The sequence below is a fragment of the Winogradskyella sp. SYSU M77433 genome (genome assembly GCF_029911945.1).
Lineage (GTDB): Bacteria > Bacteroidota > Bacteroidia > Flavobacteriales > Flavobacteriaceae > Winogradskyella.
In genome coordinates this window covers 305,487-322,264 of the sequence record NZ_JARYTG010000001.1, presented here as the reverse complement: position 1 = coordinate 322,264, position 16,778 = coordinate 305,487, and the positions used below count along the sequence as shown (strand labels likewise).

Here is a 16,778-nt window from a genome sequence, read left to right as displayed (position 1 = left end):
ACAATGCAAAGATAAATATTTGTAGTTCTGGCATTGTAACAATTGTGACATTTTACAGTTGAATTATTCAGAAATAGTATGCTAAATATTCATAACTTATCAATTTCATTTCAAGGAGAGTACTTATTCGAAGACATTACATTTAAATTAGGTCCTGGTGATCGTGTAGGTCTAATTGGTAAGAATGGAGCCGGAAAATCTACCATGTTGCGAATATTGGCAAAAGAGCAAGATTCTGATACAGGACAAATAGCTGCTGATAAAAATCTAAAAATAGGATTCTTAAAACAAGATATAGACTTTGATTTTGGTAAAACAGTTTTAGATGAGTCGTATGAAGCCTTTAAAGAAATAAAAGATTGCGAGGCTAAACTAGAAGAGATCAACACGCAATTGGCCGAAAGAACCGATTACGAAAGCGAATCTTATCATCAATTAATGGTAGATCTCAATGAAATACAGCATCAATATGAGATTTTAGGCGGCTATAATTATCAAGGTGATACAGAAAAGATTCTTCAAGGTCTTGGTTTTAAGCGTGAAGACTTTAACAAGCTTACTGATACATTTTCTGGTGGTTGGCGTATGCGAATAGAACTCGCTAAGCTATTACTTCAAAATAACGATTTATTGCTGTTAGATGAGCCAACAAACCACTTAGATATAGAATCTATTATTTGGTTAGAAAATTTCCTTAAAACTTATCCTGGTGCCGTAGTTATTGTGTCTCACGATAAGATGTTTTTAGATAATGTTACCAACCGAACAATCGAAATTTCCTTAGGTCGTATCTATGATTACAGCAAACCTTATTCAAAGTTTTTAGAACTTAGAAAAGAAATAAAGGAACAACAGTTAGCAGCTCAAAAAAATCAAGAGAAGCAGATTCAGCAAACCGAAAAACTGATTGAAAAATTTAGAGCTAAAGCATCGAAAGCAACGATGGCACAATCGCTTATTAAAAAACTGGATAAAATTGATAGGATTGAAGTCGATGAAGATGATAATAGCGTTATGACTTTAAACTTTCCAGTTTCCATCACACCAGGAAAAGTTGTTGTAGAGGTTGAAAACGTATCAAAGAATTATGGAAATCTTCAGGTTTTAAACCATGTAAATTTAACAGTTCCTAGAGATGTTAAAACGGCATTTGTTGGCCAGAATGGACAAGGAAAATCCACTTTAGCTAAAATTATTGTTGGTGAATTAAAGCATGAAGGTAAAGTAACTTTAGGACACAATGTTCAGATTGGGTATTTTGCTCAAAACCAAGCAGAATACTTAGATGGTAACAAAACAGTATTAGATACCATGATAGATGCTGCAAACGAAACCAACCGAAGTAAAGTTAGAGATATATTAGGTTCATTTTTGTTTAGAGGTGAGGAGGTTGAAAAATATGTGAAGGTACTTTCAGGTGGTGAACGAAATCGTTTAGCTTTGGCTAAGCTTTTGCTTCAACCATTGAATGTTCTAATAATGGATGAGCCTACGAATCACCTAGATATTAAATCAAAAAATGTTCTTAAAGAGGCTTTAAAAAAGTTTGAAGGTACGCTAGTTTTGGTATCGCACGACAGGGATTTTCTTCAAGGTTTAACGGATAGTATTTATGAATTCAAAGACCAAAATATTAAAGAGTATTTAGGTGATATTGATTTCTACCTAGAACAGCGTAATATTGAAAATTTAAGAGAAGCTGAAAAACGAACGGTAGTTACAGAACAACCAAAAGAGAGTAATAAACAGAGTTACGAAGATCAAAAGAAAATTAAATCCTTAAATAATAAGTTGAGCAATATTGAAGCTAAGATAAATCAGTTAGAAAAAGATATCAAAGCAGATGATACTAAATTAGAAACTGATTATGATAAAACAGCCTCAGATCCAAAGTTTTTTGATGATTACCAAGCCAAGAAGAAATCTTTAGAATCTTTAATGAATGATTGGGAAAGTGTACAAGAAGAATTGGACACTATCAATAATTAAGAATTTTTTAACGATTTCGCTTATTGATAAAGATAACTTTGCAGTTTACTGACTATCATAAACATGCTAAGAAAAGTTATTCTCTCTGCCCTAGGTATTGCCCTTATTGTAGGTGCATTCATCTTCGCCAAATATCTTATAGATAATAAAAACAAACCAAAACCTGTTGTTCCAAAGGTTATAAAAACAGTGTTGATTGATACTGTGAAGAATGGTTCTGTACCCATTGTAGTTTCTGCAAATGGTAATCTCACAGCTAAAGAACGTGTGGAATTGTATTCGGAAGTTCAGGGTATATTTAAAACAGGATCTAAACTTTTTAAACCTGGTCAAAAATACAATAGAGGAGAAGTTTTAATTCGTATTGATGCATCAGAATATTATGCTAGTGTACAATCTGCAAAAAGTAACCTGTATAACAGTATTGCTGCAATAATGCCAGATTTAAGATTAGATTTTCCTGATGTTTTTCCAAAATGGCAAACCTATTTAAATGGTTTTGATTTAAATAAAACAACACCAACACTTCCAGAAATTTCCAATGAAAAAGAAAATTATTTTATTACAGGAAGAGGAATTATAAGTTCCTACTACAGTGTTAGAAATCTTGAACAACGTTTAGCTAAATATAGAATTACTGCACCTTTCTCAGGAATTTTAACCGAAGCTTTAGTTACAGAAGGAACATTGGTTAGAAATGGACAAAAGTTGGGTGAGTTCATTAATCCTTCGGTTTATGAAATGGAAGTTGCCATAAGCAAATCTTTTACAGAAGTATTAAAAGAAGGAGAGTCCGTAAAACTTACCAATTTGGAAAAAACTAAAACTTACTACGGAACAGTCTCTAGAATTAATGGCAGCATAGATGCAACAACACAAACCATTACTGTTTTTATCCAAGTTGAAAGTCCAGACCTAAAAGAAGGGATGTATCTCGAAGCAGAATTAAATGCTGAAAAGGTTGAAAATGCCATTGAAATTGATCGAAATCTTCTGTTAGATAGCCAAGAAATTTATGTGGTTAGAGATAGCTTGTTGGATGTTATTCCGGTGAAACCAGTACATTTTTCTAGTGAGAAAGTAGTTTTAAGAGAAGTGCCAGATGGTACAATTATTTTAAGAAAACCTGTACCAGGTGCTTATGCAGGCATGCAGGTAAAGGCTGCAGATCTAGTTGAGAAATCTAAAGATTCGATACAATAATGAGAAGGATAATTGAATATTTTATTCGGTATCATGTTGCGGTAAATGTTTTTATCCTAGCATTTTTTGTCTTTGGTATTATCGGTTACCTTTCTTTGAAATCATCGTTTTTTCCACTTACAGAATCACGAATAATAAATGTAGCCATAACTTATCCAGGAGCGTCTCCTCAAGAAATTGAAGAAGGTATCGTACTTCAGATTGAAGATAACTTAAAAGGTTTAAAAGGCATAGACCGAGTAACATCTACATCAAGAGAAAACAGTGGAACTATAACTGTAGAAATTGAAAAAGGTGAGAGTTTAGATTTTATGCTTCTTGAAGTAAAAAATGCTGTGGATAGAGTGCCTTCTTTTCCAACAGGAATGGAACCTTTAGTTGTGTCTAAACAAGAGGCTGTAAGAGAAACCATTTCTTTTGCGATTAGTGGAAAAGATATTCCTCTAGTAACCTTAAAACAAATTGCGCGTCAGGTTGAATCCGACTTACGAGCTATAGATGGAATTTCTCAAATTGAAATTTCTGGTTTTCCTGAAGAAGAGATTGAGATTGCTGTTAATGAAACAGATTTATTAGCTTATAACCTTACGTTTTCTGAAGTAGCTGAAGCTGTTAGTAGTTCTAATATATTAGTTACAGGTGGAAATGTAAAGACTGTTGCTGAGGAATATTTAATTAGAGCTAATAATAGGGAATATTATGGGAAAGAGCTTTCTAATATTGTGGTTAGAGCTTCATCTGATGGGAAAGTAATTCGATTAAAGGATGTTGCAATTATAAGAGACCGTTTTTCTGAAACACCAAATGCTACATATTTCAATCAGGAATTAGCTGTAAATATTGCTATAACAAGTACAAATAATGAAGATTTAATTTCTTCAGCGGATAAGGTGAACACCTACATTGAAGAATACAATCAAAAGTATAATAATGTACAAATAGATGTGGTTAGTGATAGATCTATACCTTTAATTCAGCGTACTTGGTTACTTTTTACAAATGCATGGCAAGGTGTTTTACTAGTACTGTTTTTTCTTTCTATTTTCCTAAATACACGTTTAGCACTTTGGGTTGCTTTTGGTCTGCCAATTTCATTTTTAGGGATGTTTATGTTTGCATCTCAGTTTGATGTTACTATAAATGTTTTGTCGCTTTTTGGGATGATTATCGTAATTGGTATTTTAGTAGATGATGGTATTGTCATCGCTGAAAATATTTACCAGCATTACGAAAAAGGAAAAAAACCAGTTCAAGCAGCTATAGATGGAACTATGGAGGTAATTCCGCCTGTAGTTTCTGCAATTATTACAACCTTGTTGGCCTTTTCATTATTCTTTTTCTTGGATAGTAGAATAGGTGAGTTTTTTAGTGAAGTTTCGGTCATTGTAATTTTAACTTTGGTAGTTTCTTTAGTTGAAGCACTTATAATTTTACCTGCCCATTTAGCCCATTCTAAAGCTTTACGTAAACAAAAACCAAGTGACAATTCATCTAAAACAAAACAGTTTTTCTCTTTTATGAGAGGTTTAAATAAAATGGGTGATAAAATTATGTCTTTTATGAGAGATAAGTTTTATGAGCCTGTTTTAAATTTTGTGTTGAGTTTTAAATTACTTGCGCTAGGTATATTTTTAGCCTTGTTAGTATTGACTTTTGGATCATTAGGTGGAGGCATAATAGGTGTTACAATATTTCCTAGAATCGCAAGTGACGCGGCAAGCATAGAATTGGTAATGCCTGCAGGAACTAATGTGAAGATTACAGATTCTATTATTTCAATGATAGAAGAAAAGTCTTTTATCGTCAATGAAGAGCTAACAGAAAAGTATCTTAAAGGAACAGGAAAACAGCTTTTTGAAAACACAATTGTTGATATTAGTAGTAGTTCTACAGCTAATCTTAGAATCAACCTGTTGCCAGGAGAGGAAAGACCTGACGAAATTCAATCCTTTTTAATCACTAATCGATTAGAGGAATTAGTTGGTCCGGTTATAGGAACAGAACGACTAATCTACGGTTCTGGAGGTAATTTTGGAGGTAATCCTGTTTCAGTTTCTTTGTTAAGTAATAATATAGATGAATTAAAAGCTGCGAAGCAAGAATTAAAAAAGTATCTGCAATCCAATCCTTTGCTAAAAGATATAGGTGATAATGATCCTGCAGGAATAAAAGAGATTAAATTACAGCTCAAAGAAAGTGCTTACTTGCTCGGTTTAGACTTAAGAACAGTAATGTCTCAGATTCGTTCAGGTTTCTTTGGCTCACAAGCACAGCGTTTTCAAAGAGGACAAGATGAAATAAAGGTTTGGGTTAGATACGATAGAAACAATAGAAGCTCTATTAACGATTTAGATGAAATGCGAATTGTTACCCCTTCTGGTGAGCGTGTTACCTTAAAAGATATAGCAACTTATAGCATAGAACGTGGAGATGTAGCCATTAATCACCTTGATGCAAAACGAGAAATTCAGGTTTATGCAGATTTAAAAAATCCTGCTACTAGTGCTACAGATATCATTGATGAAATAAGAACGGAATTCATTCCTAATCTTCAATCAAAATATCCTACGATAAGTGCGTCTTACGAAGGTCAGAATAGAGAAGCAGGAAAATTAACCAGTTCATTGGCGGTTGCAGGTCCAATAATTTTATTGTTGATTTATGTTACTATAGCTTTCACATTCAGAAGTTATTCGCAACCACTGCTACTTATTTTACTTATTCCATTTAGCTTAACGGCTGTAGCTTGGGGACATTGGTTGTTAGATTTTCAGGTAAATATATTATCACTTCTAGGTATTATTGCTTTGATAGGTATTATGGTAAATGATGGTTTGGTGTTAATAGGGAAGTTCAATAATAACCTTAAAGAAGGTATGCCTTTTGATGATGCTTTATCCGAAGCAGGTAAATCCCGTTTTAGAGCTATATTTTTAACATCACTTACTACAATTGCAGGTTTAGCACCATTACTATTGGAGAAAAGTCGGCAAGCTCAGTTTTTAAAACCTATGGCAATCTCAATTTCTTTCGGTATTGCTTACGCTACAGTTTTAACTCTACTGGTATTACCATTGTTCTTATCTTTTAGTAATAACATAAAAAAGAACACCAAGTGGTTGGCTACAGGTAAAGATGTCACAAAAGAAGAAGTAGAACGCGCAATAAAAGAACAGAATGAACTACATGAAGACTAAATATTACCTGACTGTTGTGTTTGCTTGGATTTGTAGTGGTCTTACAGCACAGAATGTATTGACCAAAGAAGAAGCTGTTGCCACTGCTCTTGATAATAATTATGGTGTTAAAATAGCTAAGAAATCTGTAGAGGTAGCAGATAATAATACTAGTATTCTTAATGCAGGATTTTTGCCTACTGTTTCAGGAAGTGCAGGAGCTACCTATAATTTAGATAATACCGAAGCTGAATTTTCTAACGGTGAAACCACAATCCTTAATGGTGCTGAAAGTTCACGTTACAATGCTTCGGTTAATGTGAACTATGTTTTATTTGATGGTTTAGGAAGACGTTACAATTACAAGCGACTCAAAGAAGAGTATCAATTAACAGAACTTCAGGCAAGAGAAACCATTGAGAATACCATTTTACAACTGTTTTCGGTATACTACAATGCAGCTCAACTCACGGATAATCTAGATGCTTTAAAACAAACATTGAATGTTACAAAAGATAGATTGGTTAGAGCAGGATACCAGTTTGAATATGGTCAAAATACTAAATTAGAAGTACTGAATGCCGAAGTAGATATTAATAACGACAGTATTAATATCATTAATACTCGACAAGAATTAAAGAATGCAAAACGTGATCTTAAGCTTGTTTTAGGTGAAACTTTTACAGAGGATTTTCAGGTTGAAACTGAGGTTGATTTTACGTTACAGTTTCAGAAAGATAGTCTGTTTGAAAAAGCTAAATCTAGAAACGTAGCTTTACTTCAGACCGAAAAAAATATAGCCATTAGTAAGTTAGATATTAATTCAGGTAAATCTGCTTACCTACCAACAGTGGGTTTAACAGGTTCTTATGGTTGGAATAAAAACAACAATAATGCGGCTTCTTTCGTTGCCGTATCTACAAATACAGGTCTATCAGGTGGCGTTAACCTAAGCTGGAATTTGTTTGATGGTGGAGCTACCATAACAAGGGTGAAAAATGCTAGAATTAATTTAGAAACTCAGCAGCTCGAAAAAGAAAATTTGCTATTGAGTATTGAAAGAGATTTTAATAATGCTTGGGATGATTATATGAATAAACTTGAAATTTATAATATTCAAGAAAAAAATATTCTAACGGCTCAGAATAATTTTGAACGTACAGAGGAAAAATTTAAAATAGGTCAAGTTAATTCCATAGAGTTTAGGCAAGCTCAACTTAACTTATTAAATGCAGAATTAAGTAGAAATAGCGCTAAGTTTGAAGCAAAGTTATCAGAGTTACAAATACTACAGATAAGTGGTGAACTTCTTAATGTTCAGTTTTAAAAGAGGTAAAATTTATGGAAGAGTATTTTTTTCAATGTCCTTATTGTTGGGAGCAAATATCTATGCTTGTAGATACCTCCCAAAATCATCAAAATTATATAGAAGATTGTGAGATTTGCTGTAACCCTATTCAAGTGTCTATAGTGGTTGAAAATCAGGAAATTATAAATTTTGAAGCAAAAAACATTGAACAGTAAGTTTTTTAATTAACTGATAATCAATTATTTGAAAAAACACCCTGTGCAGTTCATCGAAAAAAGTTGCAGTTTATAGAATTTGCTTATATATTCGTTTACTTAAAGCAAGCATAGTGTGTACCCTAACCAAAACCTACTTGAATGAAAATGCTTAAACTAACCCTACTTTTCTGCTTCGTTTCGTTGCTCTCTTTTGCTGAGATTTCAACGGATCAGAAAGCAGCTCTTATAGACTTATACAATTCTACAAATGGTAAATCGTGGAATAGAACGTGGAATTTAGAAAAACCAGTTTCAACATGGTCTGGAGTAAAAATTGAAGATTCAAGTGTTGTAGAGCTTAATCTTAGCTTCAATAAACTAGAAGGAACATTACCAGAGTCTATTTCTAAATTATCAAGTCTTAAAGTTTTAGATCTATCATTTAATAAATTGGAAGGAGAATTACCAAAAACATTGACTAGTATGACTAGTCTTGTTGAGGTAAAATTGTTTTCAAACAATTTAACAGGAAAAATTCCATCAGATATAGGATCGTTAACCAATTTGAAGTCTTTAGAATTATTCAACAATAATTTTACTGGTGAAATACCAGCTTCAGTTGGAAATCTTACAAAATTAGAGAGCTTAATTCTTAGCAGTAATAACCTTATAGGAAGATTGCCAGAAAGTTTAGCAAACCTAAAATCTCTAAAAGTTTTAAGTGTATTTGATAATAGCTTATTAGGCGCTATACCAGCTTCACTAGGTGAACTTGGTCAGTTAGAGGAACTAGTATTATCTAATAACGCATTCTTTGGAAATATTCCAGGAGAATTAGCACAACTAAGTAATCTAAGAACTCTATTATTAAACAATAACCAACTTCAGGGGAATTTTGCTGCATTAAAGGGGAAGTTTCCTAAAATTGTAGATTTTGAACTAGACAAAGCAAATACCGAAGGGGAGTTAGCAACTTTAGATGAAGAGGAAGACGACGATTAAATTTAGAATTATTTCTTAGCCATAATTTAATATTAAAAGCACTCAAAAATTATTTGAGTGTTTTTTTTTGATTAAAACTTGTCAAATCTAAAAAGCATTGTATATTTGCAGTCCGATATCGCGGGATAGAGCAGTAGGTAGCTCGTCGGGCTCATAACCCGAAGGTCACTGGTTCGAGTCCAGTTCCCGCTACTAGTAAATAAAAGGCTTCACATTTCTGTGAAGCCTTTTTTGATTTCTCTGTACAACATATGTACAACAAAAATGGATTTTATTCATTTCAATGTAAGAGTATACATCAGTCTTAGATTTTAATTTTTTAAACAAAGCTCAAGTTTAATTGTTACTAGAAGTTTGTTACTCTATATCCAAAATTCCAAAATACAGTCTGTATTATTGTAAATATCAAATTATCAGTCTTTTAATGGTAAAAAGTTAGAATTATATTTTCCAAAAAATACGTAAAGTCACGTATATTATTGCATATCTATAAGTATTAACTTACAAATCGAAATCATTTCAATTATTTAAAAATTAACAAATGTTTAATTGTGTTTTAGGTAATAAAAGCACTTTTATAATAGTTAGTTAATTAAAATACAAATGATTAAGTCGATTTTGGTTTTTCGGAAACAGTAGGTTAAAACTTAATAATACAATGAAAAAAACTTATAACGTTCTTATAATTGATGATCACCAAATTATAATAGACTGTTATAGATCATCAATCAAACAACTTGAATTTAGCTTAGAAGAAACAGACTTTAATGTAAGTCAGGCAAAAGATTGTCAATCAGGCTACAATAAGATTAAGACTTTAAAATCCGAGTTAGACTTGGTTTTCTTAGATATCAGTTTACCATCAACAAAGAATGAACAATTTACATCTGGTGAAGACTTAGGACTAGAAATAAGAAACAAATTTCCTTCAGTAAAAATAATAGTATGCACTAGCCTTGCGGATAATTTAAGGTTACATAATATTATGAAGACTTTGAACCCTGAAGCCTTTTTAATAAAAAGTGACATAGACTCAAGCGACATTGTTTTGGCACTAAAAAAGCTAATAAATGGAGGTACGTATTATAGTAAAACCATTCTAAACTTTTTAAGAAGTAAAGTGTCTGCTTCGTTGGTTCTTGATGATTTAGATATTCATATTTTAAAAGAAGTCTCTAACGCGGCAAGTATGAAAGAACTCACAAAAGTAATTCCACTTTCTAGAGCTGCAATTGAAAAGAGAAAGCGCCTTCTGAAATCCCACTTTAACATAAAAAACAATAGCGATAGAGATCTGGTTCTTGCCGCAAAACAAAGAGGTTTCATTTGATTGGTTAAAAAAGCGTAATAATTGTATGTTTTTTGCCTCATGAATATAACAACATTTCTTACAAATTCTTAGTTATTTTATGTAAAGTATTTTTTATTAAAATTTCCCAATCAAAGAATTAGAACATATAAAAGCACCCAAAAAAATCCATGATACATTGTCAAAAATAATTTAAAATAGAAATATTCAAACAGCCTTTTTATAATGTCAGAAATACCTCAAACAAGCGAACAGATGCAAGACTTAACTACTTCCCAAGACGGGACAAATGTTGTGGCTAAGCTAAATCCAGAATCATATTTTTTTGTTCATGGCTCTAATTATTCACAATCGGCAAGTCAGGCTTTTGGGGTAGTTGACGATACAAAGTTTAGGACTACAGCATTGGTTACCTTGTCTCCCAATACTAATATCTACACTTTATGCATGGGCTTGGTATGCTTACTACCTCAGGAAGGTGATGCTAATAAAGTAAACCTTATTTTAAGACCCTACAGGCAACCAATTAAAGGACTAAGTGTAAAATATATTATATATAGAGGCTTAGAGAAAGTACAGTTTTTTACTCAGAATAACAACAATGACGATATCATTGCAGGTACTGAAGACACAGGTTCAGGGTTTGTACAAGAAATATGGAAGCAGTTCAATAGGTTTTATGGAGATGAAGACCCTGAAGATCGGCCAGAGTTTATGGCGAAACTCATTGGTTACCCTACAGGAACTATTGATAACAATAAGTTAATTGACGAATACTTTTACAAAGTGGCTTCTTTTTTAGATGAGGAAGCTCAAGAAGAAGACCCTAACAATTATGAATTGCCAATGATACCTAGAGGAACACAATTAGGTGCTTTTTCTGGTGAGATAGGTATAGACATTGTCCTTAACGATGGGGACTATATTATAGAAGGAGATACAAACCCTTTTAAGCTAGATTTGGTCTATGCAAGATCGGCAGCTTACGAACTGGATGCTTCTGGAATAGATGGTTCTACAGATTCAGGGGCTTATGAAATAAAGTGCCTTAAAGAAAATGCTACTAAGTTTATAGACATAGCGGCATTTTATGGTTTGCATGCCAATGGTGTAGGTAAGTTACACGTAGATGATGGAGCAACAATTTTATCAACTAAAACAGATATTGCTTCAAGGCTAGTAAATTTTGCTACCAAAAACAATTTCTATTTATACATACAAAGTAATAGACAGCGTAGTTACAATTTTTACGATAACTACTTGCATCCAGATACTAACAATAATTTTCAATTAGGTGCATCTGCGGATAACTTAACAGAAACCACTTTTGGCACTAATGGTTGGCCAGTACATATTGCAAGCGATGTACAAGACCCGTCTAACGAAAGCAATAGTTTTGCATTTCAATTAATTACTGACAATCATGAGGACACTGCTTTGTTTGTTCAATTGGGTGAGTTAGACTCCCCACACGAAGAAAATTTTGTAAGAAATTCCAATTTATTACAGCAGCCATCAGAAGACGAAAACATAACCATAGATCTTAACTACACGCAATCTGTGATCTTAACATCACCAGCAATAGATGGTAATACAATTGTTTCGTTTACACAATTGGTTTATGAAGGCAAACAACTATTGACTGCAGAGGCTATAAACCCAGACCAACACTATGTATTAAAAGATATAGATGATGTATTTGGGCTTATAGATTCTAAGAGTGTTTTTGAGTTTAACGAAGAGCAATTACCAACAATAGTGAATGAAACTTTGCAAATTATAAATTTCTCCAATGCTTTAGGAGGTAAAGATATTGGGGTTATTAAATACCAGAAAATTGAGGATAAGATACAGATAACTGAGGATTCAAATTTGCAACGGATTACTTATGAGACTTTGATGAATAACATTGCTAGTAGAGCACCTATGTTTCAGGAAAAAGCAATAAAAAATATAGACAATACTAAAAGCGGATTTTATAACTATGGAATAGAACAGGAAGCTTTTTATCTGCCTAAAGAACCTCATTATTTAAAGAAAAGATTTCTAACTATTAATAATGAAATAATTACAGGATTGGAATTAGAAATTCAGGATAGTCTTTTACCAAATAAGAAAATATTAGGAATTACCGCAGAGGAGTTTACCCAGTTAAAAGTTCTAATATCTCAAAATAATTTAGTCAATGCGAAGTTATTTTTTAAGGATAACAACCATACTACAGAAGAGTATTTCATAGCACCAGAAGGTTATGAATATAAGCTTTACAATTTATTTATTGTCGCAGAAGAGAGTACTGGTCTATTGAAAGTTTATAAACCACAAGAAGAAGTCAAAGTGTATCACATAAAAGGACTTGTTTATGCTTCCAAAAATTATGCAAGTGCAGTACCAGATCGCTTTAGCACTTATGAAGATGATTACCTCTTACCATTGATTGACACTGATTTAACTCAAAACCTATAGAGGTATTATGGCACAAACAATAATTCTAGCAAATGGAAAGGCATATAAACGTAGTGCATTTGGCGATGTACGTTATTACTCAAAGGGTTGGGTAATAGGTTTTGAATTAAACAATATATATTATACAAGTTTGTATAGTGGTAAAGGTACAGGAGAATTCACACATTTTATTCGGAAAGATAAATATAATGAATATAAAAATATCGAAGCTGGTGAGGAGCGAACAAAAAAGTTGAGTGAACATTATTTGTCCGAAAGTAATCTCTCGCAGTATCAAGCAGTACTAGGTGATACTATAAATGTTCAAATAAGAAAGCGAATCACAGAAGGTGATGGTACCCATAAATTGTGTAAAGAGGTAAAAAGTTGGTCTTTTACTGGAAAAATTTATAGCACAACTGCATTCTCGCCAGAGTTAGCACCACCTGAAGGTGTTGAAGTAATTAGTACTGGATTAGAAGATTGTTTGCATCTTACTGATGAAGCTAGGCAAATATATAATATGGCTAAAAATCGAATTGGAAACTTTTCTGGTGATTTACTTTGGGATATGGCGGTAGTGGAAGATATAGTTGAGTTATTGACAAAGTTTGAGCCAGATGTGACACAGGCACTGCAAAATATAGGAATGATTAACTTATATGATGAAGAAATGTCACTTTGGGATCAAGAAGCAGATTTAGGTTATTATTATTACACCAACCAACAGCTTATAGAATATAGAGATTATTTAAAAGCTTTTAACAAATGGTATGATGATAAAAGAGAACGCTTTCAAAATGAAGATAATGTCAGCAAATTATATTGGTTGGTTTTTATGCTTGACGAGAAAGTATTAGTTACCATTCCTTACCAAGATAAGATAAGTGTTCTTGATAAATTTTTAACGGAAAATATCCATGAAAGATATATTACAGATTTTAATGGACCATTACGAGAGCCAATGGTGCTTAAACTCCTTAGGACAATAAACGATAGCGAAGCAAGCGATTTTTTAGAAGATCTATTAGAAAGACCAAGCAATACTGATTTTGCATTAGGAGAAAATTTACATAATCCTATTAGACTGAAAGCACTTTATAAAGCAATTGACGATCAAAGATTCACAATCTTTGGGAACGATAATAGAAAGAAATTTGTCGAATTAATAATTGGGTTATGGAAAAAATCTAAATACAGTTTTTATGATCACAGTCAATCTAGTGATAATGACCAAAACATAGATACCACTAGTTATTTTAATAATGAAGGGTTAAGGTATTTTATTGATGATGAAAACCCATATTGGTACATAAAAAATAAAGATATAGAACATTTAGGAGAGCCTGTTATAGAAATGGGTAGTTTTGGTACTTGGTATGATGACGAAGATCAATTAGTAAATCTAGGACCTTTAACATTCAATTTTCGTCAACACTATAAATCCGGTAAAGATGAAGATTTTGTAAACGAGATAATTACCATTCATCAGGATAGAGGCTATACACCTGTATATGGAGATGCTGTTTTTGATGGTATAGAATTTCTACCGCCCTTTTTTGGGGACACTAATAATAAACTAAAATACCACGTTTATCAACCTATAAAATTCATCCAGTATGAAGATGATGGCAACCGAATTCTATCTTTTGAGACTGTACCTGCATTAGCTTTTTTTTACGAACAAGAATATGAAAAGCTGAAAGAACTTGATGCTACAATTGTACTTGCAGCAGAATTAAGTTTAGAGGTACTTTTCTTTGCTATTTCTGGTGGAGCAAGCTCTCTTGCACAAATAAGGCACCTAAGGTATGCAACAAAGCTAGGGCGAGGCATATCTGGTACAGGCAATGCAGTTAAGTTGTGGCGAGGTGCAGAAGTGGCTTTAGAGGCGTTATCATTTTCAACAGGTACAATTTCATCTACATTTAATTACTTAGCAAGTACGACAACTATTGGTACACCTGAATACGAAAAATATAAAGACCTAAGAATGTTTTTTGGTTTATTAGCTTTAACAAGTGGTGTTAGCTCAATAGGTGCTAGATCTTTAGCTATTAAAAAAGCTAGAAAGCTTGTGAATGATATGGATGTGGATGGTGTAGTTTATAATATAGATCCAGAATTAGACAACATAATCAGAACCATTGGTAATTCAGATATCTTTATTACTCAAATGCGTAGTTATCTGACGTTTTTAGAAAGCAACCATAGTTTAGCTAATTTAGTAAATAGATTTGATGCACTGTCTGAGCTTAAAAAACTGTCTTTTTATGATGATTTTAATGATCTTAAAAATATAGACTCTTGGAATAAAATTAGTAATTCACCTGAGGCCTTTAATAATTGGGTTGCCCTTAAAAACGTTGAATATCAAGATACAAAATTAGTAGGAGTAATTACAAATCAAAATAGAACCGATGGATTTATTCGCTATTATAACGAAGATGTATCTAAAACCATATTGTCTAGAAATTTTTCTCAAACAGAGAGAATAGCTTTTATTGATGAATTTGCCGATGCTGAAGATGCTATTTTTAATAATTTCAATAATAACCCTTATGGTATTGAGTTGGGAATGCAGGGAATATTTCCTGTAGCTACCTCCGGAGATGTATTAAAGTTAGATGAAATAAAAGACATTTTAAGAACCACATTTGCAGCAAATGAGTTTGATGTATTAGGTTTTATTGCTATGAAAAATTCTATTAAATGGAGTGATGTTGAACCTAGCTTCTTAAATGTAATAGATGATTTTGTTCCGATGAGTAAAACGGAATTGACGTCGTTTAGAAATGAATTTTCGCAATATGTTGTGAGTAATCCTGAATTGAAGAATTTATTTTTCAAGTCTAATAGATTACGTGTTATCACAAAACGTTATCAAGATGATGTCTTGATTGATGAGATTATAGAACTATTTATTTCTGGAGATAAGGCTAAAGTAGATCCTATTTTGGATAATTTTCCACCAGATATACGAAACAAGTTCGTTGAACCATTAAATGAAGAGTTATACTTTGATGTATTTAATCGAGCATCTATGGATATTTCTAAAGGTATTGCCAGGTTTGATGATACTGAGGTGAAGTATATCTATAATTATTTAATTAATCATATTGGCAGTGGTAATAGAGTTGTTATGGAAATAGAATCAGTATTGTATACTTGTGCAAATTGTAGAAAATACATTATTGCATTAAAAAAATATGCAGAAACACAGAATGTTGATTTATCAATAATTTCTAGAGCACATCCACGAGCATTTAAAAATAGTGATGTTAATACAATAATAAATGAATAATGGAAATACAATATTTAAAAAAATTGATTGAGTATCCAGCAGGGCGAGATGCATATGGGGAAATTTCTTTTGAGAACACACCAAGTTCAATGGAAGAGATTTTACAATTAGAATTGACGTATAATAATGGAACTCCTTTCCCAAAAGTACTGAGAGAATTATTGTATTTGGCTGGTGAGAATTGTTATTGTCTGGAATATAATGCTGTAGACCCAGATTTTATTGAACCTACTCAGACTTATATGCAAGAATCAGTAAGAAATTATGAAATTCCTAATATGGGATTGAATTTCACTAGACCCTTCTATGTAATTGACTCTGTATATGTAGGTAATTTTAGATTTGTTTATCTAGATGAAGGCAATGATCCAATAGTACATCATATAGATACAAGAGATGATTCTATTCAAACTTTTGGTCAAACATTATCTCAGTTAATATGGCATGTGATTAGACATACACATAACTTGTTTTAATAAAAAATGACAGAGGAAGAATTAAGAGCACGACTAGTGGAGTTAGAAAGCTTTATTGCTGCACCAGCCCAAGAAGAATATAGGAATTATTATAGTAACCCTTTAAATTTCTCAGGAGGTTATCATGTAAATAATGAGGGACTTACCGAGTTTAGAAATGCTAAAATAGAGATTAGAGAGATCAAGTATCAATTAATGACACCAGAGCAACAACAAGTACATGATGAAGAATGGGAAAAAATTAGGATTAAGCATGAAGATGATTAGATATACTAGAACAATGAAAACCAACAAAAAGCTTTTAACGGTCATAGGAGTTACTACTTTATGACAATAAAAAAAATGGTGTAAGCCAACAAAAACAGAAA

General features: G+C 32.4%; 11 protein-coding genes and 1 tRNA gene. All 12 read left to right on the top strand.

The genetic code is table 11. From position 1 onward, the window contains the following. Positions 1-78 precede the first annotated feature (78 nt). The 12 genes from QGM60_RS01330 (at position 79) to QGM60_RS01275 (ending at position 16,677) form a co-directional block, all read left to right on the top strand. The gene (locus QGM60_RS01330) at positions 79-1,989 is read left to right on the top strand and encodes an ABC-F family ATP-binding cassette domain-containing protein (RefSeq protein WP_281138428.1); all 1,911 of its coding nucleotides are present in this window, start codon (positions 79-81) and stop codon (positions 1,987-1,989) included. 63 nt (positions 1,990-2,052) lie between these two features. Then, positions 2,053-3,192, top strand: coding sequence for an HlyD family efflux transporter periplasmic adaptor subunit (locus QGM60_RS01325; protein ID WP_281138427.1), 1,140 nt, complete (start codon positions 2,053-2,055; stop codon positions 3,190-3,192). Beyond that, on the top strand, positions 3,192-6,389 hold the full coding sequence (locus QGM60_RS01320) for an efflux RND transporter permease subunit (RefSeq protein WP_281138426.1): 3,198 nt from the start codon (positions 3,192-3,194) through the stop codon (positions 6,387-6,389). The genes QGM60_RS01325 and QGM60_RS01320 overlap by 1 nt, the downstream gene beginning before the upstream one ends. Continuing rightward, complete coding sequence (locus QGM60_RS01315; RefSeq protein WP_281138425.1) at positions 6,379-7,695, top strand: TolC family protein; 1,317 nt, start codon at positions 6,379-6,381, stop codon at positions 7,693-7,695. Before QGM60_RS01320 ends, QGM60_RS01315 begins: the two co-directional genes overlap by 11 nt. Positions 7,696-7,709: 14 nt before the next feature. Next, entirely contained in the window at positions 7,710-7,892 is a 183-nt protein-coding gene (locus tag QGM60_RS01310; RefSeq protein WP_281138424.1) for a CPXCG motif-containing cysteine-rich protein, read from the top strand. Between the two features lie 141 nt (positions 7,893-8,033). Beyond that, entirely contained in the window at positions 8,034-8,876 is an 843-nt protein-coding gene (locus tag QGM60_RS01305; protein ID WP_281138423.1) for a Two component regulator three Y domain protein, read from the top strand. A 119-nt stretch (positions 8,877-8,995) separates the two neighbouring features. Continuing rightward, positions 8,996-9,068: transfer RNA gene (locus QGM60_RS01300), tRNA-Met, on the top strand. Positions 9,069-9,534: 466 nt separating this feature from the next. After that, a complete protein-coding gene (locus QGM60_RS01295) occupies positions 9,535-10,206 on the top strand; it encodes a response regulator (protein WP_281138422.1) in 672 nt (223 codons plus the stop codon). A 204-nt stretch (positions 10,207-10,410) separates the two neighbouring features. Then, on the top strand, positions 10,411-12,651 hold the full coding sequence (locus QGM60_RS01290; RefSeq protein WP_281138421.1) for a hypothetical protein: 2,241 nt from the start codon (positions 10,411-10,413) through the stop codon (positions 12,649-12,651). Between the two features lie 7 nt (positions 12,652-12,658). Further along, entirely contained in the window at positions 12,659-15,934 is a 3,276-nt protein-coding gene (locus QGM60_RS01285) for a hypothetical protein (protein ID WP_281138420.1), read from the top strand. Further along, complete coding sequence (locus QGM60_RS01280) at positions 15,934-16,410, top strand: hypothetical protein (protein WP_281138419.1); 477 nt, start codon at positions 15,934-15,936, stop codon at positions 16,408-16,410. Before QGM60_RS01285 ends, QGM60_RS01280 begins: the two co-directional genes overlap by 1 nt. 6 nt (positions 16,411-16,416) lie before the next feature. Beyond that, a complete protein-coding gene (locus QGM60_RS01275; RefSeq protein WP_281138418.1) occupies positions 16,417-16,677 on the top strand; it encodes a hypothetical protein in 261 nt (86 codons plus the stop codon). Positions 16,678-16,778 lie beyond the last annotated feature (101 nt).